Origin of the sequence: Paenibacillus sp. B01, assembly GCF_009649995.1 — a bacterium.
GTDB classification, from domain to species: domain Bacteria; phylum Bacillota; class Bacilli; order Paenibacillales; family Paenibacillaceae; genus Paenibacillus_O; species Paenibacillus_O pasadenensis.
Map to the genome: position 1 here is coordinate 187,304 of NZ_CP045802.1, position 22,132 is coordinate 209,435.

The 22,132-nt window shown below is 64.6% G+C and carries 18 protein-coding genes; 14 read left to right on the top strand and 4 right to left on the bottom strand.

Annotated elements, in window-relative coordinates; genetic code table 11:
• The first annotated feature begins 82 nt into the window (after positions 1 to 82).
• From GE073_RS00870 to opp4C, 6 genes are all read left to right on the top strand, one after another.
• On the top strand, positions 83 to 3,328 hold the full coding sequence (locus GE073_RS00870) for a DUF7507 domain-containing protein (RefSeq protein WP_101808317.1): 3,246 nt from the start codon (positions 83 to 85) through the stop codon (positions 3,326 to 3,328).
• Between the two features lie 214 nt (positions 3,329 to 3,542).
• Positions 3,543 to 4,427: an alpha/beta fold hydrolase gene (locus GE073_RS00875; RefSeq protein WP_153782553.1), complete on the top strand. Its 885-nt coding sequence runs from the start codon at positions 3,543 to 3,545 to the stop codon at positions 4,425 to 4,427.
• 8 nt (positions 4,428 to 4,435) lie between these two features.
• Complete coding sequence (locus GE073_RS00880) at positions 4,436 to 5,212, top strand: DUF1684 domain-containing protein (RefSeq protein WP_180968419.1); 777 nt, start codon at positions 4,436 to 4,438, stop codon at positions 5,210 to 5,212.
• A 425-nt stretch (positions 5,213 to 5,637) separates the two neighbouring features.
• Positions 5,638 to 7,263 (top strand): ABC transporter substrate-binding protein, encoded by a 1,626-nt coding sequence (locus tag GE073_RS00885; RefSeq protein ID WP_101808321.1) that lies wholly within the window; start codon positions 5,638 to 5,640, stop codon positions 7,261 to 7,263.
• 35 nt (positions 7,264 to 7,298) lie between these two features.
• Entirely contained in the window at positions 7,299 to 8,273 is a 975-nt protein-coding gene (locus GE073_RS00890; RefSeq protein WP_028600684.1) for an ABC transporter permease, read from the top strand.
• A gap of 260 nt (positions 8,274 to 8,533) precedes the next feature.
• Positions 8,534 to 9,361, top strand: a complete 828-nt coding sequence (opp4C, locus tag GE073_RS00895; protein WP_101808322.1) for an oligopeptide ABC transporter permease — start codon at positions 8,534 to 8,536, stop codon at positions 9,359 to 9,361.
• A gap of 502 nt (positions 9,362 to 9,863) precedes the next feature.
• Here the strand turns inward: opp4C and GE073_RS00900 are convergent.
• Positions 9,864 to 10,046 (bottom strand): hypothetical protein, encoded by a 183-nt coding sequence (locus tag GE073_RS00900; RefSeq protein ID WP_028600682.1) that lies wholly within the window; start codon positions 10,044 to 10,046, stop codon positions 9,864 to 9,866.
• 99 nt (positions 10,047 to 10,145) lie between these two features.
• Positions 10,146 to 10,712 (bottom strand): hypothetical protein, encoded by a 567-nt coding sequence (locus GE073_RS00905; protein WP_101808323.1) that lies wholly within the window; start codon positions 10,710 to 10,712, stop codon positions 10,146 to 10,148.
• Between the two features lie 179 nt (positions 10,713 to 10,891).
• Between GE073_RS00905 and GE073_RS00910 the strand changes: the two genes are divergently transcribed.
• Positions 10,892 to 11,371, top strand: a complete 480-nt coding sequence (locus GE073_RS00910) for a DUF6530 family protein (RefSeq protein WP_028600680.1) — start codon at positions 10,892 to 10,894, stop codon at positions 11,369 to 11,371.
• Positions 11,368 to 11,856 (top strand): DinB family protein, encoded by a 489-nt coding sequence (locus GE073_RS00915; protein ID WP_052333653.1) that lies wholly within the window; start codon positions 11,368 to 11,370, stop codon positions 11,854 to 11,856. The genes GE073_RS00910 and GE073_RS00915 overlap by 4 nt, the downstream gene beginning before the upstream one ends.
• A 384-nt stretch (positions 11,857 to 12,240) precedes the next feature.
• Here GE073_RS00915 and GE073_RS00920 read toward each other — a convergent pair whose 3' ends face one another.
• Together GE073_RS00920 and GE073_RS00925 are read right to left on the bottom strand one after the other, a co-directional pair.
• Positions 12,241 to 13,248 carry an N-acetylglucosamine kinase gene (locus GE073_RS00920; protein WP_028600678.1) on the bottom strand — a complete coding sequence of 336 codons (1,008 nt, stop codon included), beginning with the start codon at positions 13,246 to 13,248 and terminating at the stop codon, positions 12,241 to 12,243.
• 25 nt (positions 13,249 to 13,273) lie between these two features.
• Positions 13,274 to 14,548, bottom strand: a complete 1,275-nt coding sequence (locus GE073_RS00925) for a 6-phospho-beta-glucosidase (protein WP_028600677.1) — start codon at positions 14,546 to 14,548, stop codon at positions 13,274 to 13,276.
• A 277-nt stretch (positions 14,549 to 14,825) separates the two neighbouring features.
• Here GE073_RS00925 and GE073_RS00930 point away from each other — a divergent pair, with 277 nt between their 5' ends.
• The 6 genes from GE073_RS00930 (at position 14,826) to GE073_RS00955 (ending at position 22,127) form a co-directional block, all read left to right on the top strand.
• Entirely contained in the window at positions 14,826 to 15,692 is an 867-nt protein-coding gene (locus GE073_RS00930; protein ID WP_028600676.1) for a MurR/RpiR family transcriptional regulator, read from the top strand.
• Between the two features lie 23 nt (positions 15,693 to 15,715).
• Positions 15,716 to 16,150: a hypothetical protein gene (locus GE073_RS00935; protein ID WP_101808324.1), complete on the top strand. Its 435-nt coding sequence runs from the start codon at positions 15,716 to 15,718 to the stop codon at positions 16,148 to 16,150.
• 404 nt (positions 16,151 to 16,554) lie between these two features.
• Positions 16,555 to 17,814, top strand: a complete 1,260-nt coding sequence (locus GE073_RS00940; RefSeq protein ID WP_153782554.1) for an IS256 family transposase — start codon at positions 16,555 to 16,557, stop codon at positions 17,812 to 17,814.
• 864 nt (positions 17,815 to 18,678) lie between these two features.
• Entirely contained in the window at positions 18,679 to 19,593 is a 915-nt protein-coding gene (gene murQ, locus GE073_RS00945) for an N-acetylmuramic acid 6-phosphate etherase (protein ID WP_028600674.1), read from the top strand.
• Positions 19,594 to 19,665: 72 nt separating this feature from the next.
• A complete protein-coding gene (locus GE073_RS00950) occupies positions 19,666 to 21,111 on the top strand; it encodes an ABC transporter substrate-binding protein (protein ID WP_028600673.1) in 1,446 nt (481 codons plus the stop codon).
• A gap of 107 nt (positions 21,112 to 21,218) precedes the next feature.
• Positions 21,219 to 22,127 carry a carbohydrate ABC transporter permease gene (locus GE073_RS00955; RefSeq protein WP_028600672.1) on the top strand — a complete coding sequence of 303 codons (909 nt, stop codon included), beginning with the start codon at positions 21,219 to 21,221 and terminating at the stop codon, positions 22,125 to 22,127.
• The last annotated feature ends 5 nt before the right edge of the window (positions 22,128 to 22,132 follow it).

Consider the following 22,132-nt stretch of genomic DNA (forward strand, 5'->3'; position numbering starts at 1 on the left):
GTACTAGGCCAACCCGCCTTTGTCATACGCATAGGAAGATGTTCGGCCTCGAGGCGGCCGGGACAAGGGGGGATGGACGCGAATGACGGCGATCGGAGAGCAGTTCGTATTCGACTTCACAGGAGCGCAGCAGACATGGAACGTGCCGGGCGACGTAGGCGTGATCCGGATCGAATGCTGGGGCGCGCAGGGCGGGACGGCCACGACGCAGGGCATCGGCGGAAATGGCGGCTACGCCGCCGGCACGTTTCGGGTGACGCCCGGCGAGCCGCTCGTCGTGGCGGCAGGCGGAAAAGGCGAGGACGGCCGGCTGAACGGGCCGGCGACGGCGGGAGGCTTCAACGGCGGCGGGAACGGCGGCCCCGGCTTCGACAATTCCGCCTCGGGCGGCGGGGGCGGAGGAGCCAGCGACATGCGGCGAGGCGGGAGCGCGCTGGCGAACCGCATCCTGATCGGCGCCGGAGGGGGAGGCGGCGTCGGGAACGTAACGAGCATGACGAGAGGCTTTCCGGGCGGAGCCGGAGGCGGCCTGCAGGGCGCGGCCGGCACGGGCGACGATACGGTCGCGCCGGGCAAGGGCGGCACGCAGACGGCCGGCGGAGCGGGAGGAGTCGGAGGGAGCAACAGCGGCACGCCGGGAGTCCTCGGCCAAGGCGGCAGCGGCACGGGGAATCGCTACGAAGGCGGCGGAGGCGGGGGCGGCGGATTGTACGGAGGCGGCGGCAGCGGAGCCGGCAACGGCAACGACGGCTCCGCAGGCGGCGGCTCCTCTTTTCTCGGCGCCGCTTACGATGCGGAGACGACAGCCGGCGTGCAGGCAGGCGACGGGCGCGTCGTCATCACCGCTCTCGGCCTGCTGACGTTCGACGTCGTCAAGACGGGCGACCGCAACGAGGCTTCGCCGGGCGATACGGTGCAGTTCTCGATCGTCGTGACCAATACGGGGAATTACCCGATCACGAACATCGCCGTAAACGACCCGCTGATCGGCATCAGCACGACGCTGCCGCAGCTCGATCCGGGCCAGAGCGAGGCCGTCGCGGGAACGTACACGATTCCGGCGCAGGCTCCGCCCGGCGTGCTGACCAATACGGCGACCGTCCAGCCGCAGGATCTCGCTCCCAAGACGGCGAGCTACGACGTGCTCGTCTCCGAGGCGCCCTCGCTGCTGTTCACCAAGTCGGTCGACCGCGCGCAGGCTTCGCCGGGCGATACGGTCATCTTCACGATCCGGGCGCGCAACCTTGGCAACGTCGACTTCGTCAACCTGACGCTGACCGATCCGCTGCTCGGCCTGGAGCAGCGCATCAACCGCATCGTCGCGGGCGAGGAGTTCGTGCTGAATTGGCCGTACGTCATCCCGCCGCTGACGCCGCCCGGCTTCCTGACGAACCTGGCGCGCATCCAGGGCGACAATCTGAGTCCCCAGCTCGTCGGCGTCTCGCTGACGGTCCTGGCCGCCGCGCAGCTGAGCGCGGTCAAGACGACGACGCCGAACGTCGCCCGTCCCGGCCAGACGCTGACGTATGTCGTCACGGTCACGAACTTCGGCAACGTCGAGCTGACGAACGTGCGCGTCGTCGACAGCCAGACGCTGCTCGACGAGACGATCCCCGTCCTTCGCCCCGGAGAGGCGCGAGAGGTGTCGAACACGTATTTCGTGCCGCTCAACACGCCGCCCGGCGTCTACATGAACACGGCGTTCGTCACGTCGGACCAGACGCCGAGCCCGCTGCCGGCCGAATCGTCCGCCGAAGTCATTGCGGTGCGGGCGATCGGCCTCGTCAAGTCGGTCTCGCCGGCCGCGGCCGCTCCGGGGCAGCCGGTCGTGTTCCGCATCCAGGTCGGCAATCTCGGCAACGTGCCGCTCGGTCCGGTCCGCCTCGTCGATCGGCTGACCGGCCTGGACGAGACGATCCCTTCGCTCGCCGTGGATGAGATCGTCGAGGCGGAGGCGCCGTATGTCATTCCGGTCGGGACGCCGATCGGCTCGAGGGTGCTCAACCTGGCGGAGGCGACGGCGGCTGGAGCCGATCCGGCCGAAGCGTCGACGCTCGTCGACATCGTGGCGGCGGGCCTTGCGATCGCCAAATCGGGGAATCGGACCGTCGCTGCGCCGGGCGATGTCATCGCCTATACGCTGACGGTCGTCAATACGACGTCGCTGACGCAGACGAACGTGCTGCTGTCCGATCCGGCCGCGAGCTTTGCCGAGACGGTCCCGAGCCTTGCGCCCGGAGCGTCCGTCATCCGTACGGTCGGCATCACCGTGCCTGCGGGCGCGGTGAACGGCAGCGTCATCGACAACGTGCTGACCGTCTCGTCGGATCAGACGCCGGCTCAGCTGGCGGCATACCAGACCGTCGTCCAGACGGATCCGCCGCAGCAGACGACGCTGGCGATCCGCAAGCTGTCCGACCGGCTCGTCGCCGGTCCGGGAGAGCCGATCCTGTTCACCGCCGAAGTCACCAATACCGGACCGAGTCCGGCGACGTCGATCGTCGTCGCGGATTCGCTGGCGGGCTATTCGCAGGCGATTCCGGCGCTGGCGCCGGGCCAGACGGCGGTGACGAGCTTCATCTATACGGTGCCGCCGGGCACGCGGCAGGGCACGGTGCTCGTCAATACGGTGACGGCGACCGCTCCGGAGGTGCCCGCGCAGCTGCAGCCGGTGACCGATTCGCTGTCCGTGCTCGTCGCCTTGCCGGATTTCCTGCTGGAGCTGACGAGCCGGGCCGCGCCCAATCCCGTGCCGTACCGGGGAAGCACGCTCATTGAGATCACGGTCCGCAACATTTCCAGCCAAACGCTGACCGGGGTGCGCGTGCTGGAGTCGCTGACCGAGTTCGCCGCCGTCATTCCGGTGCTGCCGCCGGGAGACAGCCGCACGTTCACGGTGCCGTTCACGCCGCCGGCGAGGACGCGCGGCGGAACGGTGTTCGACAGCTTCGCCACGGCGTTCTCCAATGAGACCGCGCTCCGCCAGGTGCTCGTGCCGATCGTGGCGGCGATCCGGAACGACGCGCTCCTGACGGAATCCGTCTCGCCGCAGGTCGCCGCTCCCGGAGGCACCGTCGTCTTCACGGTCCGCATCGCCAACACGGGCAACGTGCCGTTCGTGAACGGCGTGCTGCAGCTGCCACTGTTCGGCCTGCGGCTGACGACGGAGTCGTTCGAGATCGGGGCGGACCAGACGCTGCGTCTGCCGTACCGCATCCCGGACGACGCGCCGGAGGGGCTCATCGTGAGCGAGGCGATCGCCTCCTCCGACAACGGTCCGACGCTGCGGGCGACAGCCGCGGTGCGGGTCGTGCACGAGGAGGAATAGGCGGTTTTGATCCGTCCGGGCCTTGGGCCCGGGCGGATTTTTTCGTCCATCCTGCTCGCGAGGCCGCTCGCTCGGGAGGGCGCGCATATGGAAAATTAGGGATGACGTCCGATTCAGTTGACTTGGTTCGTGGTTATTCGACATAATTTATGAATATTGTTTCAGCCGGGGCTGAGGCACAAGCCATAACGCAGAAGGATCGTGAAGCGACAAGATGTTTGCGACAATCAACGGAACGAGGCTTTATTTCGATATCGAGGGTTCTGGCTACGTGCCGGTCGGGGAGCGAATGGAAGCCCGCCCGGCTCTGTTCGCCATCCACGGCGGACCGGGGAGCGACCACTCCGACTTCAAGCCGTGGCTGACGCCGCTGGCCGACGGGCTGCAGATCGTCTACCTGGACCAGCGGTGCAACGGCCAGTCGGAGCGCGTCGATCCGGCGACCTGCACGCTGGAGCAGCTGGCGGACGATATCGAGGAGCTGCGGCGCTATCTGGGCTTCGGGCGCATCCATCTGTTCGGCCACTCCTTCGGCGGCATGGTGGCGCAGGTGTTCGCGGCGCGCTATCCGGACTCGCTGGACAAGCTGCTGCTCGTCTGCACGGCGCCGAGCCGGGAGTTCTACCCGGCGGCGCTGGAGTTCGCCTCCCGCATCGCCACGCCGGAGCAGCTGGCCGTCATTCCCGAGCTGTTCGAGGGACGGATCGAGGACGAGGCGCATCTGATCCGCTGGTGGGACGTCAACTACGACCTCTACTTCCATGTGCGCGACGAGCAGGTGATGCGCGAGACCGGCAACCGCCCGATCGGCTCGATGGAGGTCGCCAACTATACGTTCAAGCATTTCATCCCGCAGTACGACGTGCGCGCCGCCCTGCCGGGCTTCGCGATGCCGACGCTGATCGTCGGCGCGCGCCACGACTGGATCACGCCGCTGTCGCAGGCGGAGGAGATGCATCGGCTCATCCCCGGCTCGGAGCTGGCCGTGTTCGAGCGCAGCGGACATATGCCGTTCATCGAGGAGCACGAGGCGTTCCTAGCGGAGCTGAGGCGGTTCCTCGGCCTGGAAGCGCCGGCGGCTGCCGCGGAGCAGCCATGAGGGGCGCGATGGATTTGCGGGCCTGGCGGCAATGGAGGCTCGATTCCGCGGCCGGCCCGCTGGGCGACCTGTCGCTGGTCGCGCTGCATGAGCTGGCGGAGCCGGCGCGCATCGAAGGACTGCCCGGCGTCTGGTCGCCGGCCGATGGCGGGCTGACGGCGGAGCTCGCGCCCGAGGACGGAGCGCGGCTGGAAGGCGCTGCGGCCGTCGGCGTCATTCGTCTGGAAGAGGATGGAGCGGCGCTCCATTTCCCTGACGGACGGGCCGCCGCCGCGACCTCGCAGCCGGGCTCGCCTCATCTGCTCGCGGTGTGGGATCCGCAGGCCGAGCGGCTCGCCCGCTTTGACGGCATCGACGTCTACCCCGAGGACGAGGCGTCCGTATGGACGGGCAGGTTCGAGGCGGCCGCGGACGGCACGGCCGAATTCCTGCACCAGGGAGACCGGGACGGCCGCACGCGCCGGCACGGATCGCCGGGCGAGATTGTCGCGGAGAGGGACGGGGAGACGTTCCGCCTCGTGCCGTTCCGCTCGGGAGACGCGCTCATCGTGACGTTCGCCGACCGCACGAGCGGACCCGAGACGTACGGACCGGGACGGATGCTGCTGGTGGACGGACCGCTCGAGCACGGCCAGCCGGTGAAGCTCGACTTCAACCGCGCTTTCCTGCCTCCGTGCGCGTTTTCGCCCGCCTTCAACTGTCCGCTGCCTCCGCGCTCCAACCGGCTGCCGCTGGAAATCCGCGCGGGGGAGAAAAACGTGCTCTGGAAAAGCGAGCGGGCGTGAGCTCCGGGGCGGCTCGCCTGAGCTGAAATGCTGAGCCCGTCGGAGCGGCTCGCCTGAGCTGATAACGCCGAGTCCGCCTGAGCGGGCCGCCTGAGCTGAACGCCGAGTCCGTCGGAGCGGCTCGCCTGAGCTGAAAACGCCGAGTCCGTCGGAGCGGCTCGCCTGAGCTGAAAACGCCGAGCCCGCCTGAGGGCCGCGGGAAGGACCGGAAGGCTGCGCGCAGCCTTGTCCGGTCCTTCCCTGCGCTCGGGAGCAGGGAGATTTTTCTTCCCGCTCGGATGGTTTCGACAATATAATCCAAAAATAAAGAGGATTCGACAATTTTCGCTATCTTCTATTGACAAGATGTCCAAGAAAACCGGATACTGAATAAAATCAAAGTTGTTCAATCGGAATTAGAATGATGAAGGAGAGTCGACATCCACATGAAACGAATCGGAAAAGGGGCGCTTGCGCTGGTGCTGTCCGCCAGCCTCGCGCTCGTATCGGCCTGCTCGAACGCGAATGCGCCGGCCAATGAGCCGTCCGCAGAGGCTCCTGCTGCCGGTGGCGCCAAGTCGGTGACGGTAGGCGTCACCTACGCGCCGAGCAACATCAACCCGCTGGCGCCGGTCGGACTCGTCTCGACCTATGTCGCGAGCCTGCTGTTCCCGCCGCTGGTCGATCTGGACTCCGACCTGCAGTACAAGCCGATGCTGGCGGACTCGATCGAGACGAGCGACAACAAGACGTTCACGATCAAGCTGAACGAAAAAGCGGCCTGGACCGACGGCAAGCCGGTGACGGCGGACGACGTCATCTTCACGCTCGGCCTGATGACGAACCCGAAGGTCGCCTCCAATCTGGCCTACCTGTTCGCGATCATCGAGGGACTGGACGACGCCGGCTTCCTGCCGGAGGGCCAGACCGCGATCAGCGGCGTCAAGAAGGTGGACGAGCGCACGCTGACGGTGACGGTCAAGGCGCCGACGACGCTGAGCATTTTCCAGGATACGATCGGCAAGAACCTGCTCACGCTCCCGCAGTCGGCGCTTGCGGACATCGCGCCGGAGGAGCTGGCCAAGAGCGACTTCATGCAGAAGCCGGACGTGACGAGCGGCCCGTTCAAGCTGGCCGAATACAACCGCGACCAGTTCGTGCGCCTGGAGGCGAACGACGCATACTTCAAGGGCGCTCCGAAGCTGGACTCGCTGAACTTCAAGGTGCTGCAGGGCAACGCCGTCACCGCCCAGCTGCAGAGCGGCGAGATCGACATGAACATCCCGTCGGCGGGCGTCATCCCGGTCGGCGACTACGAGAAGGTCAAGGGGCTGCAGGGCATCCGCACGGTCGAGGCGGCTCCGCTGGCGACGCAGTTCATGTACATCAACGAAGCCGTCGTGCCGGACGCGAAGCAGCGCCAGGCGATCAGCTACGCGATGAACCGCCAGCAGATCGTCGACAAGCTGCTGCATGGCGCGGGCGAGGTCGTGGACAGCTACTTCACCAGCTATAGCCCGTACCGCGACGAGAGCGTGCAGCCAGCCGCCTACGATCCCGAAAAGGCCAAGTCGCTGCTCGCCGAGTCCGGCTGGGACAGCGCCAAGACGCTGCGGCTGTACGTCCTGTCGGGCGACGCCACGCTCGAGCAGGCGGCCAACATCGTCGCCGAGAACCTGCGCGCCGCCGGCGTGCAGACGAAGATCCAGATGATGGATCTGGCGACGCTGATCGACAATCTCGTCAAGATGGACTATGACCTCGGCATCCTCACGGTGTCGCTGACGCCGATCAACCCGCTGCCGGACATCGCCTATTTCCTCAAGGAAGGCAATCCGAGCGGCTACAAGAACGCCGAGGCGGAGAAGCTGCTGGACGCGATCGCCGCCGAGACCGACGAGGCGAAGATCAAGCAGTCCTACAGCGACCTGCAGAAGATCATCGCGCAGGACGTGCCGATGCCGGCGATCTATGCGACCAAGGCGCTTGGCGCGGTGAGCGAGCGAGTATCGGGAGCGGAGCCGAAGGACTTCGGCATGTTCATCAATGTATACGAATGGGACGTGAAGTAAACGCGAGCGGGCGTTAACGATTCGAGGTGCAGGCATTGCTGACTTATGTGCTGCGGCGGCTGCTGACCGCCGTGCCCGTGCTGCTGGGCGTCACGGTCATCAACTTCATCATCATGCGCATGGCTCCCGGCAATCCGGTGGACATGCTGGTCAGCCCCAAGCTGCCGGCCGCGGCGGCGGAGGCCCGGCGGCTGGCGCTCGGGCTGAACGAGCCGGCCTACGTCCAGTACGGCCTGTGGCTGAAAAATCTCTTGCTGCACGGCGATCTCGGCTACTCGCTCATCACCTACGAGCCGGTGACGCGGGTGATCTTCGACCGCATGGGGCCGACGCTGCTGCTCATGGGCACGGCGCTCGCGCTCGGCTTGCTCGTCGCGGTGCCGCTCGGCGTGCTGAGCGCGACGCGGCAATATTCCAAGCTCGACTATCTCGCTTCGACCGGGTCCTTTCTGGGCCTGTCCGTGCCCGGGTTCTTCCTGGGCCTCGGCCTCATCTATCTGTTCGCCATCCAGCTGCAGTGGCTGCCTTCGGGCGGCATGACGGAGCTTGGCGGCTCCGGCGGCTTCGTCGATCGTCTCCGGCATCTGATCCTGCCGGCGCTCGTCCTGGCGGCGGCTGTCGCAGGGCGGTGCATCCGCTACGTCCGCTCGAGCATGCTGGAGATTCTCGGCCATGACTACCTCCGCACCGCCCGCGCCAAAGGCGTGCGCGAGACGCTCGTCGTCGGCCGCCACGCCATGCGCAACGCGCTCATCCCGATCGTCACCGTCATCGGGCTGGAGATGTCCGTGCTGCTCGGCGGCGCAGTCGTCGTCGAGCAGGTATTCGCCTGGCCGGGCATCGGGCAGCTGACGCTGTCGTCGATCATGAGCCGCGACTATTCCACGCTCATGGGCTTGAACCTGGTGGCCGCCGTATCCGTCATCGCCGTCAATCTGGCGACCGACTTCATCTATGCGGCTGTCGATCCCCGCGTCCGCACGAGCTACGAGGGGGAGGGGGCGGCATGAATCTGTTCCGAAGGTATTTCTCCGTAGGCCGGGGCCGGGGACCGGCGATGCCGGGAACGGCAGGTCCGGTGTTGTCGGGAGCGGGGCGCGGTCAGAGCGGGCCGGCAAAGCCGGAGCCGGGACCGGGGGTGCTTGAGGCGGCCGCATCGGGACCTCTAGGGCCGTACCGGGACGCGTCGCGGTTGCCGGGAGCGGGGCCGGGGCAAGAAGGTCCCGGCTCCGCGGGGCCGGCGGCGGAGATCGGCGCCGTACCGGGCCGGATGTTCCTCCAGCGCTTTCGGCGCCACAAGCTCGGCGTCGCCGGCGCGATCGCGCTCGGCGTCATGGCGCTCGCGGCGCTGCTGGCGCCGCTGATCGCGCCGTACGATCCGAACGCCGTCACCGACTCGTTCGGCGAGGGGCCGTCGCTGCGGCATTGGCTCGGCACCGACCCGATCGGCCGCGACATGCTGAGCCGGCTCATCTACGCGGCCCGCGTCTCGCTTGCCGCCGGCCTCGGCGCGATGGCGATCGCGGCGGCGATCGGCACGCTGCTCGGCCTGATCGCCGGCTACGCCGGCGGCTGGATCGACAACGTCATCATGCGCGTCACCGACATCTTCATGGCGTTCCCGTACCTGATGCTCATCCTCGTCGTGGCGAGCCTGGTCGGTCCGGGGCTGACGAACATCATCCTCATCCTCGGCCTGCTCGGCTGGCCGGCGGTCGCCCGCCTCGTTCGCGGCAACGTGCTGGCGATCAAGCAGGCGGACTACGTGACCGCGGCGGTCGCGCTCGGCCTCAGCCGCACGCGCATCCTGCTGCGCCACATCCTGCCGAACACCGTCGCGCCGATCCTGATCTACGCGACGAGCGGCGTCGCCGGCGCGATCCTCGACGAGGCCGCGCTCAGCTTCCTCGGGCTCGGCGTGCAGCCGCCGGACGCGAGCTGGGGCAACATGCTGGCGAGCGCCCAGTCGCTGACCGTGCTCACCTCGCAGCCTTGGCTGTGGGTGCCGCCGGGCGTGGCGATCATCGTCACCGTGCTGGCCGTCAACTTCGTCGGCGACGCCCTGCGCGACGCGCTCGATCCGCGCAACCGGCATTAGCGGGCGCGCGGGTGGCACGCGCCGGGGCGGCGGTGCCGCAGGGAGCGCGGGCGGCGGCTTGGCGCAAGCCCGCTGCGTCGGGTGAGTGCGTCGAGCGTCGAGTGTCGGACGAAGCGCGTCGCTTTTGGCTTGGGCGCCGTCGAAGCGCTAACGATACGACAAAGCGCTATTTCGCTCAATTCCGCTGAAATGGATTTTTAACGATACGGAGCGACGCTATGGGCCGCTAGTTCGGTGTTTTTCCTCCTATTCGGGAGCAATAGAGCGCGAGAGTATCGTTAGAATTCCAGAACAGGCGAATAAGCTGAAATAGCGCTTCTCCGTATCGTTAGGCTTCCTAGGCGATGCGGCCGGCCGCATAAATGCAGTTCGTGCGATCATCCCATCGTTCTCCACCGCATGCGGCTGTCCGAACGAAAGGTCCATGAGGCAGGCATGCCTGCATCCAAAAGAGCATCGCCCCGGCGTTAGCCGGAGCGATGCTCTTTTTCGTTCCGAGGGCTCAGCCCGCGGCGATATAGATCGACATGGAGAAGATCCACATCATCGCGCCGAACAGCAGGGACGCCACGATTTTCAGCGCATCGGACTTCTCCTTGGCGAACAGCTGCAGGATCGCGAGCATGAAGAAGAAGGCGAGCCCGGGCATGACATAAGCGGCGCCGAATATAACCAACATTTCCAACCGAGCAGCTCCTTCCGCCTTCCCCATCCGAATGGGAGGGCTTCGATCGAGATTCCTCCTTTTTTAGCATGAACAGAGGCATTCTGCAAGAGGATCGCGCTACTCGAACCAGCCCGCCACGACGTGCCACCAGCGCTCGAGCCGCGCGATCCATCGGTCGGCCTGGCGGCCTTGCTGGACGAGATGGATGGCCCAGTCCCAGTCCGTGAGGAACTGGATGACGGTCAGGACAAGCATCGCGACGGCAAAGCCGAATGCCACCGTGAACAGCAGCTGCAGCCGGAAGTAACCGATCAGCAGCCGCGACAGCTGGCGCACTTCGGCCGGCGATTCGGCGGACTGCTCGATCCGCATCGCCTGCGCGGCGAGGCGCAGCATCCAGACGGCGGCAGCGACCTCCAGCAGACCGGCGAGCGTGCCGAGGCCGAAGTTCATCATGCCGACGACGCATTGGAACAGGCCGAAGGCCAGCGTGGCGCAGGCGGCTGTCCGCATCCAGAACGCGAGGCGGCGCCAGTCGCTTTTGGCGGAGGTGCGAGGGAAAGCGCGGCCGGGCGGGGGCGCGGAAGCGCCAGAAGCGCCAGAAGCGCCGGAAACGCCGGAAGAGCCCGCCGTCTCTTTGGCGAGGGCTTCACCGGGGTTCAAGCGCAGCATCGGTTCATTCATCGACAGGGTCTCCTTCGGGAATAGATGGTGACGAAGCCTGAGTTTGACATCGGCGTTCCGGCGGTCTATAGTAAGAGCGAACGTTTATAATTTAGTAAATTACTAAATCGAAATTTGAAATTCACTCATCAAAACTCTGCCGTCCACATCCATTCCCCCGGGAGGCCTTCGCGATGAACATGAAAATTCCGACGACGCTGAAGCACAAGCCGGTGCTCGTCTCTGAAAACTACAGCCAGGTCGACGGCCGCTACGCGCCTGACTCCGAAGCGAAGGGCCTGTCGCTCGGCCTCGCGCAGTGGAACGACCGCGGCAAGGTCGACATTTCGGCCAAAGTATGGCGCCATACGGGCGGCAAATGGTCGCGCCAGTCCGAGGAGCTGCCGCTGCATCGCGTGCTCGATCTGGCGATCCTCGTCGCCAGCGGCATGGTCCACTTCCGCGAAGCATACCGGTATGAGGGGCTCTACGATCCCGAGCAGCCGGTGCTGGACCGCATCGGCCTGCAAGGAGACGCGATGACCGTCTCGGTATGCACGGACAACGAGCGCATCGACGAGGACATCCGGCTGTTCAGCCAGGCGCTGAGCGACGACGGCGAGCTGATCGGCGAGCGGCTGCAGGTGCTGTCCGGCCTGCTCAAGGAGATGGGCTATTGAGCGGGGCGCGGGAGACGATCGAGCGCAGCGAGTCGCTGGCCGACTGGGCGGGCAGTCTGGCCGGACTGGACGATTTCGACTGGTTCCGGCCGATGCGGCCGGGCAAGGCGTCGATCGCGGAGGTGATCTCCCATTTGCAGAACTGGGACCGCTATCTGCTGGAGACGGTGCTGACAGAGGTCGAGGCGGGACGCGGCATCCATTTTCCGGCGTTCGACCCGTTCAATGCCCTCGCTTACCAATACGCCAACTCCGGCGTGGCGCGGGAGCGGCTGCTCTGCGAGCTGGCCGCCACGAGGCGCGAGCTGTGCCGCAGGCTGCGGGAGCTTGATCCCGCCGTGCTGGAGCGTCCGCTGCTCGTGAACGGCGCTCAGCGGGATCCGCACACAGGGCGGCCTTACTCGCTGGCTCTTATCCTCGAAGAATTCCTGGAGCACGACGAGCATCACCGCGCGCAGATCGAAGCGGCGCGCAGCGGCGGATGAGGGCGTTCGGCCGATCCGCGTGGACGGCTCCTCGCCCTGCCCGGCAGGGAGGACGCATCCGGGGTTAAAAAAAGAGGCTGCAAGCGATCCGCTGAACCGGATCGGACTTGCAGCCTCTTTTGCAGCTTCTTTCGGGGCCTGGCGCTTGAGCGCCCCGCAGCTGGCGTGCCGCGCCCAGCCCGTCAGGCGCGGGCTTCCGCGCCCGCCGCCGGCGGCTCCTCCGCCGTGCCGTGCCGTGCCGCGCCCGTCAGAGACGCGCGCCGTCGGATCGGTCTCGCCGCCGCACCGCGCTCGGCCCGTCAATCGCGGCCTGAGCGCACCGTCGGATCGGCCTCGCCGCCGCCGCACCGCGCCCAGCCCGTCAGACGCGGGCTGAGCGCGCCATCAAGTCCGCATCCCTGCGAGCACGCGCGCGCGCAGCGCCTCGGAAGCGGGCCGGCCGTGGGCCAGCTCCAGCGCCCACAGCACCGCGCCCGCCGCCGGCGGCTCCTCCAGCAGCCGGAAGCGCAGCTCCGTCTGCGGCAGCAGCTCGCGCGCCGTCTCCATGTACAGCTCGCGCAGGATAGGCGGCGCCGCCTTCACCCATACCGAGCCGGCCAGCACGACGTCGACCGGGCCGCTCTCGAAGTCGAGGCCGCGCACGCAGCCGGCCGTCGACATCGCCATCTGCCGCGCCGAATGCCGCACGGCCGCGAGCGCCGGGCCGTCGCCCGCCGCGGCCGCCTCCAGCAGCAGCGTCGCCAGCTCCGTCGCCGGCAGGGAGCGCGAGAGCATCGCCTCCAGCGCCCGCTCCAGCAGCTCCTCCGGTCCGACCGCGCCGAGCAGGCGCAGCGCCGGGGCGGTCAGCGCGGTAGGCGCGCCGACGCGGTACAGCTCGTCGTAGGCGAGGCGCACCGCGCGGCGGGCCAGGTAGGCGCCGCCGGACTCGTCGCCGGACAGCTCGCTGCCGACGCCGCCGACCTGCAGCCGCCGGCCCGACGGGTCGATGCCGCCCGTGCAGGCGCCGGTGCCGTTGATCGAGCAGACGCCTGCGCCGGAAGGGCTGCCGGCCTTGATGCCGAGGAAGCTGTCGTTGTCCATCTCGAAGCGGCCGTAGCCGAGCTCGCGGATGACGCGGTCCAGCTCCCGCTTCTGCGAGGGGATGTCGGCTCCCGCCAGGCCGAATGCCGCCGCGGCGAGATCGCCCGGCTCCAGGCCATGGCGGCCGAGCAGCTCTCCGGCCTGCTCGGCGAGCGCTCTTTTCGCTCCGGCGTAGCCGTCCTTGAACTGCTCATGGCTGCAGGTGCCCGTGCGGAGCGAGCCGAGCCTCCGTCCGTCGAGATCGTACAGATAATAGTCGGTCTTGGTGTTGCCGCCGTCGACGCCGAGCACGTACGAAGGAGTTCCATTCATGGTCAATGCTCCTTTCGCCGCCCGCTTACGAGCGGAATTGCGGCAGATAGTCCCGATGCGCTTCCTTCAGCTCGTCGAAGCAGGCGCGGGCCGCATCGTAGTCGCCGACGAGCGGGTTCATGAGCAGCGCGCGCATCGCCGCCTCCTCGCTGCCGCTCACCGCCGCCTCCACCGTCTCGCGCTCGTACGCCTTGACCATGCGCATGTAATCGCGGATATGGGCGTTGTCGAGGCCGCGCACCGGGATCGGCTTGGCGCCGTCCTTGCCGATGACCGCCGTGATCTCCACCGCGTCCGTATCCTCCATGAAGTCGAGCGCGCCTTGGTTCAGCAGGTTGACGACATGCTCCTCCTGCTTGTCGTTCCAGATGGCGTCGACGAGGCTGATCGCCACCTCGGAGTAGTTGGCGCCGCCGCGCGAGGCGAGCAGCTCCGGCTTGGTGTGGAGCTTGGCGTCCTCATACAGGCCCAGCAGCTCCTCCTCGATCTCCATGCAGCGCTGGCCGCGCGACTGCTCGGCTTTTTTCAGCAGGTCGAGCTTCTTGTTCTTGAAGTAGTAATACTCCAGGTACGAAGAAGGGATCGCTCCGATCGTCTGCACCAGCTCCTGGCTGAAGCCCGACGAGGGGATGTTCTTCATCGTCTCGCTGTTCAGCCCCTGGGCGAGCGCGTCCTGCAGGTAGTCGCGGCCGTCCTGCTCGATGCCGGTGATCCAGCTCAGATGGTTGAGGCCGACGTAGGTGAGGCGCGCCTCGGGCAGCTCCATCTTGGAGCGGATGCTCTTGGTCATGTTGTAGGGCACGTTGCACAGGCCGAGCATCTTGATCTTGCTGTGGTTCAGGATCGCTTCCGTGAGGATGCCCGCCGGGTTGGAAAAGTTGATCAGCCAAGCGTCCGGACAAAGCGTCTCCATCCTCCGCGCGATGTCCAGCATGACCGGGATCGTCCGCATCGCCTTGAAAAAGCCGCCGATGCCGCAGGTTTCCTGGCCGATCATCCCGTATTTCAGCGGGATCTGCTCGTCGAGCACGCGCGCCGGCAGCTTGCCGACGCGGATCTGGCCCAACACGAAGTCCGCTCCGCTCAGCGCCTCGTCGAGCTCCTGCGTCTTGACGACGCGGCAGTCCATGCCGGCCGCCGCGGCCATGCGCGCGCTCAGGTCGCCGACGATGTCGAGCTTGCGCGCGTCGATGTCCATCAACGCCAGCTCCCGGACCGGCAGCGAGCCGCTGCGCTTGATGATGCCCTCCATCAGCTCCGGGGTATAGGTGCTGCCTGCTCCGATGATCGCGATCTTCATCCTTTATCCATCCCTTTCCCTCTGGCGGCGAAGCCGCTCTGATTCCTCGCTCTGTGACGCTATTGTAGCACAGGAGGCGAGGGTGTCGAGCGGAAAGTTAAATTAATATTTCAAAAAATAATAAAAAACCAAAATATAATTTTATGGACGAATGACGGCGATTTTCCTGAGCAAATCGGCGTTTTCCTCGGTTTTTCCCCCTCTGCCGCTCTTGTAATTCCCGGTTCTAGCGTATACGATTATGGCGCTGTATCAGATCAACGGCAGGAGGCGGCTTATGGCTATCAACGACAACGTATTGATCAAGATCCGGGAACGCAAGGACAGTCTCACTCCTGTCGAACGGCGAGTCGCCGAATACATTCTGGAAAACAAGGAAGAGATTCCGCATCTCTCCATCAAGAACCTTGCCATGGGCAGCCGCACGAGCGACGCCTCGGTGCTGCGCTTCTGCAAGACGATGGGCTACAACGGCTACCGCAGCTTCATCGTCAGCATCTCGGCGGCGATGGGCGGCAAGGAAGAGCCGGACAGCGGACAGTACACGGACATCCAGCCGGGAGATGACCTGCAGACGATCATTTCCAACACGGCACGCAACAATATACGCTCCATCGAAGATACGCTGAGCCTGATCGACCGCGACGCCGTCGACCAGGCGGTGCAGGTTCTTCGCACCTGCAGCCGCATCTTCCTGTTCGGGATCGGGGCTTCCGGACTCATCTGCCTCGATGCCGAGCAGAAGTTCACGCGCATCAACAAGAACTGCCACGCCTATCTGGACGGGCACAGCCAGCTCACGGCGGCGACGCTCGTCTCCGACAAGGACGCGGCGATCTTCATCTCCAACTCCGGCGGCACCGAGGAGATCCTCGACGCGCTCGACATCGTGTCCAAGACGGGAGCGCGCACGATCGCCATCACCAAATACGGCAAAAGCGAGCTGTCCGAGCGGGCCGACCTGCTGCTCAGCATCTCGACGCCGGAGGTGACGATCCGCAGCGGCGCGATGGGCTCGCGCATCGCCATGCTGACGGTGGTGGACATGCTGTTCACCGGCGTGGCGAGCGCCGACTATCAGGAGGTCAAGCATTATTTGACCCGCAGCCGCAACATCATCGCCAGCAAGCGCCGCCGCCGCTAGCGGCGCTGGGGCCTGGCGCCGCCATGTCCGGCGAGCTGTCCGGGCATGGCCTTCCCTTGAGCATCCGCCGTATGGACCGGCGGGTGCTTTTTTGTCGGCTCTCCGGCTTGCTGCAACCCGGAAAAATCGGGTTGCAGAGTCGGCCCAGAGTGTTCGAGGTGCTGCAACCCGACAAAATCGGGTTGCAGAGTCGGTCCAGCGTGTTCGAGGTGCCGCAACCCGACAAAATCGGGTTGCAGAGTCGGCCCAGCGTGTTCGAGGTGCCGCAACCCGACAAAATCGGGTTGCAGAGTCGGTCCAGCGTGTTCGAGGTGCTGCAACCCGACAAAATCGGGTTGCAGAGTCGGTCCAGCGTATTCGAGGTGCTGCAACCCGGAAAAATCGGGTTGCAGAGTCGGTCCAGCGTGTTCGAGGTGCTGCAACCCGACAAAACCGGGTTGCAGCACTCAGGACAATGAGCAACTCGGCTCGAACGAATGCCCGAACGGCGGAGTTACGCGGAAAAACCGAGTAACTCGGGGCGAATGTGCGTCCGGATGAGGGAGAAACGCGGAAAAATCGAGTAACACGGGTTGGATGTGCGTCCGGATAGGGGAGATACGCGGAAAAACCGAGTAACTTGGGTCGAATGTACGTCCGGATGGGAGAGATACGCGGAAAAACCGAGTAACTCGGGTTCAATGTACGTCCGGATGGCGGAGTTACGCGGAAAAACCGAGTAACTCGGGTCGGATGACGTCTGGATGAGTTAAGTCCATATAATTGTGTAAAATGCTCCTGACCATAAAAAGGAAAGCCATGGTAGGACTCTCGGTTAGAATGGAAGTTGTCGAGACCAACATTCCAAGGAGAGTGCCTACACATGACTCCATACCAGATTACCGTAGATCAGGACATTTTGCACCAGCTGTTTATCGGAACCGATCGGGACGCGGGAGTGGCCCGCTTGCTGGAGACGGTGCTGAATCAGGTGCTGACAGCCCAGGCGACGGATCAGCTGGCGGCGCAGACGTACGAGCGCACCAGCGAGCGCAAGGGCTATCGCAACGGCAGCTACGAGCGCGACGTCATTACCCGCGCTGGCAGCGTCACCTTGCGCGTCCCCCGGTTTCGGGACGGCTCCTTTTCTACCGAGCTTTTCGCCCGGTATCAGCGCAGCGAGCAAGCGCTGGTGCTCTCGCTCATGGAAATGGTCATCAACGGCGTGTCGACGCGCAAGGTGACTAAAATCACCGAGGAGCTGTGTGGAACCGAGTTCTCCAAGTCAACGGTCAGCCACCTGTGCAAGCAGCTGGACCCGGCTGTCCACGACTGGAACAACCGCTCTCTGGCCGACCACGCCTTCCCCTTCATCACCATCGATGCGATCTACGTGAAGGTGCGTGAAGAAGGCCGCATCTGTTCTCGAGGCGTTCTGGTGGGCTACGGCGTGAACGAGCAAGGCCGGCGTGAAATTCTGGGCCTGCGCGTTGACGACACCGAGTCGGAGGAGAGCTGGGGCGCCTACTTCCGCTGGCTGAAGGAGCGCGGCCTGCACGGCGTAGAGCTCGTCACGAGCGACTACCATGGCGGGCTGGTCAAGGCCATCGAGAAGGAGTTTCAAGGGGTCTCGTGGCAGCGGTGCCAGACGCACTTCATCAAGAACGTGCTGAACGCAGCGCCCAAAGCGCTCCAAAGCGAAATCAAGAGTCGCGTCCGATCGATCTTCGATGCGCCCGACATGAAGACGGCTCGTTCCTATCTCGAACAGACGCTTGAGGCGTATGCCGAGACAGCACCCAAAGCGATGAAAATACTGGAGGACGGGTTCGAGGACGCCGTCGCGGTGCTGGCCTTCCCGGAGGCCTACCGCGTGCGGCTGCGCACCTCCAACGGCATGGAACGCCTGAACGGGGAGATCCGCAGGCGCGAGACGGTCATCCGCATCTTTCCCAATCGCGCTTCCGTCCTTCGCCTCATCGGAGCCATGCTCATGGAAGAGAACGAGTACTGGATGACGAAGAAGCCGTACATGGACATGACGGACTTCAAGGCGTGGAAGAAGCAGAAAGCCACTCAGGGCGCCGGCTCGGAGGAGCAGGAAACCAGCACCACCATGACGGAAGCGACGGACAGCCTATAAACCCGATTCCATTTTCTACCGAGAAGTGTTTTTACACACAATTATGGACTTGACCTCTGGATGAGGGAGGTACGCGGAAAACCCGAGTAACTCGGGTCGGATGTGCGTCTGGATGGGGAAGATACGCGGAAAAACCGAGTAACTCGGGTCGGATGTGCGTTCGGATGGGGGAGATACGCGGAAAACCCGAGTAACTCGGCTTCGAGATACGCGTGAGGCAGGGGTTAAGTCGAAAAAATCGAGTTACTGGGATACGAGGTAGGCGTGCGGCAGGGTTTAAGTAATCGAGTAACTGACCTTCGAGGTAGGCGTGAGGCAGGGAGCGGAGGGGACGGAAACCTCTTGGAGAAGCGGCAGCGGTTCCCTTGAAGGCCGGATTCCTTCCGTTTCGGAAAAGGAGATCAGAGGAATCTGGGCTTCAGCGGAATCGGAAAGAGGTTCCGTCCCTGGAGCGGCGTCAGCGAACATCCCCAGGAATTCCGTCCCCGCCCCCCATCCACCTAAACGCATAAAACGATCGCCCGCGGAGCATCCTCTCCATGCGCCCTGAGGCAGGATTTTCTCCGGCCGATCCTGCAACCGCTTCCCGGCCGAAGCCGCAACCGCTTCCCTGAAATTGGCGTTCCGACAGCGACTGACAGCCGGGACGAACTATGTTAACTTAACTCCCACAAACCCTTTCGTTTTGACAAAATTCTGTATTAAAACTCCAACATTAAGTTCCACTATAAAAATAAATTTCAAAAACTATTGACCAATTCGGAGCGTTTCGATACGATTGGGGTACGTCATACGAAGTTTATCAAGATCGGACGGAGGCTTGAGGTAACCGCTTCCAGATGATCGCAGGTTAGGGGAATGAAAATGAACGAATACCTTGCCGGCCTGACTACGGAAGGGATCAATCCCGATTCGATGTCGATCGACGAGTGCTCGACCGAGGAGATGCTGCGGCTGCTCAACCGGGAGGACTCGAAGGTGCCCGAGGCGGTCGAGGCGGAGATTCCGCGCATCATGGAAGCGGTCGACGCCATACATGCCGCTCTTGCGCAGGGTGGCAGATTATATTACATCGGAGCCGGCACATCCGGCAGGCTCGGCGTGCTGGACGCCTCCGAGTGTCCGCCGACCTTCGGCACGGACCCGGCCCTCGTCCAGGGCCATATCGCCGGCGGAGACGTCGCGCTGCGGACGGCGGTCGAGGGCTGCGAGGACGACGGCGACGAGGGCCGCGCGCTGATCGACCGGATCGGCGTCACCCGCCGCGACGCGGTCGTCGGCATCTCCGCCAGCGGCAGCGCGGCGTTTGTCATCGAGGCGCTGCGGCGGGCGCAGGAGATCGGAGCGGCGGCGATCGGCCTCGTGAACAATAAAAACACGAAAGTCGCCGAAGTCTGCGACATTTGCATCGCTCCGGTCGTCGGTAATGAAGTGATCGCGGGCTCGACCCGGCTCAAGGCGGGCACCGCCCAGAAGCTCGTGCTCAACATGCTCAGCACATGCACGATGGTGAAGCTCGGCAAGACGTACAACAACCTCATGGTCGACCTCAAGGCGAGCAACAAGAAACTGCACGACCGCTCGCTGCGCATCATCGTCCGGGCGACCGGCGCGAGCGAGGCTCAGGCGGCCGACGCGCTCGAGCGGGCGTCGAAGGACACCAAGCTCGCCATCATGATGCTTCAGACCGGCCTCGAGCCCGAGGAAGCGCGCCAGGCGCTGCAGCACAGCTCCGGCAATCTCAAGGAGGCAATCCGCATCTGCGCCGGAGCGGGCTGAACGAAGCCGGCGACTGCGTCATGCGATTCCCATATACGAACTTGTCTATTTAAAAAGGGAGGATCTTGAACCATGACAAAAAGATCAAGATTGACGGCAAGTGTACTCGCTCTCACCGTCGCGGCCGGCGTGCTCGGCGCCTGCGGCTCCAACAACGGCAACGAGCCGGCTGGCAACGCGGCCGGCAACACGGGAGGAGAAGGCGCCGCGGCGGCGAAGGATACGATTACGGCGCTGCTGCCGCCGGTATCGGCGAACTTCCAGGCCAACTTCAAGCAGATGGAAACGGAATTCAACAAGCAGTATCCGAACCTCACGCTCAAGATCGAGCCGGCCAGCTGGGAGGACATGACCCAGAAGCTCGATACCCAGGTCAACGCCGGCAGCCCGCCGGACATCGCCTTCATGGGCTCGGAGGGCATCGCCAAGTACGTCCCGATGGGCATGGTGATGGACATCAAGGACGTCGTCACGCCGGAGATGATCGCCGACTTCGACGAAGGTCCGCTTAAATATATGTACAACGGCGAAGGCCTGTTCGGCTTCCCGGCCTACATGGAGGTCCATGCGATCGGCGGCAACAAGCCGTTCCTGGAGGAAGCCGGCATCGACTGGAAGAAGATCCAGCAGAGCGGCTGGACGTTCGACGAGTTCCGCGAGGCGATCAAGAAGGGCGTCGTGAAGGAAGGCGATACGACCAAGCGCTACGGCTTCGTCTTCGCCACCGCCGGCGTCACCTCCAAGGACTACCTCGGCATCCTCGTCAAGAACGCCGGCATGCCGGCCGCCTTCGACAAGGATCTGAAGTACGCCTACACGAGCAAGAACTACCTGACGCTGCTCACGAACATCCGCCAGATGATCGACGACGGCTCGATGCCCAAGGAGCTCAGCTCCATCGACGCCGGCAAGCGCTGGAACATGTTCCTGACCGGCCAGACGATGATTACGGGCAAGGGCATGGCGGTGTTCGAGAACTCCTCGCGCCTCAACAACGAGAAGCTCGACGCCAACGACGGCAGTGCCGTCAAGGACAGCATCAAGACGGATTACGTCGTGCTCCCGGTGCCTTCCTTCGCCGGCCAGCCTGCGGTCGCCAACGCGATCGTCGACGGCTACGTCACGTTCCGCGGCAAGAAGGAGCCGACGGCCGAGCATAAGGCGAACGTCGCCAAGGCCGCCTACTTCCTGGCCAGCGGCCAAGTCGCCGCGACGACGAACAGCGAGCTGTTCTCCGCGCCGATCACGAAGAGCTCCCGCGAAGCGATGAAGAGCATCGAGAGCAAGCAGAGCGACTACAACAAAGCTGCGGTCGAGCATCTGCTCTCCACGGCGGCGCCGGCCCGTCCGGACATCCCGGCCGAGCTCGCGGCCAAGGCGATCAAGCTGGAGACGGAAGTCATCGTGCCGAAGCTGCAATCGCTGCTTGCAGGCGAGACGACGCCGGAAAAAATGTACGAGGACGTGAAGAAAGCCGCGATCGATACGTTCGGCGCGGACGGAGTCGTACAAGACTGATTTCCTGCCTCGGATAGCCGCCCCCCGCGGCTATCCGATCTCTTTTATCGGACCTGCTTCAAAGTCCCCCATGCCCGATCAGCGGAAGCGGAAAGGAGTCCTGCATCATGGCACGAGAAGCTTCGACCATCAAAACCCGTAACCGGCTGAACCGCGGGGATGGCGGGTGGGCGTACGCCTTCATCGCCGTCGCCCTCGTCGTCTACGCCATGTTCACGGCTTATCCCGTCATCAGCGCCTTCATCATCAGCTTCCAGAATTATCAGCCGCTCGGCTCCACCTATGTCGGATTCGAGAATTACGAGAACGTCTTCAAGAGCGCGCTGTTCTGGAAAGCGATGGGCAACACCGTCATCTACACCTTGCTCACCGTTCCGGTGGCGCTGCTGCTCAGCTTCGGCGTGGCGATCCTCATCATGCCGCTGCGCAAATGGATGCAGACCAGCTTCAAGGCCATCTACTACCTGCCGGCGGTCGCCTCCGGCGTCGCGCTGTCCGTCGTCTGGCTGTGGATCTTCGATCCGATGCAGGGCGGCATCCTCAACCAGCTGCTCGGCGCATTCGGCATCCCCAGCCAGAACTGGCTCGGCTCCAGCTCCACCTCGATGTTCTCGCTCGTGCTCATGAGCTGGCTGTCCAGCCACGGCACCAGCATCATCATCTACGTCGCCGCCCTGCTGGGCATCGACAACAGCTATTACGAGGCCGCCGACATCGACGGCGCTTCGTTCCTGCAGAAGATGTGGCATATCGTCATCCCGTGCCTCAAGCCGACGACGCTGTTCCTGCTCGTCACCGGCGTCATCGGGTCGTTCCAGGTGTTCCAGAACGCCTACCTGATGACCGGCGGCGGACCGGACCACAGCACGACGATGGTCGGCCTGCTCATCTTCGACACGGCGTTCAAGTACTTCGAATTCGGCGACGCCGCCGCGCAATCGCTCGTGCTCGCGCTCGTCATCGCCATCATGGCCTTCGTCCAGTTCAAGTTCCTGGGCAAGGACGTGGAATATTAAGCGGA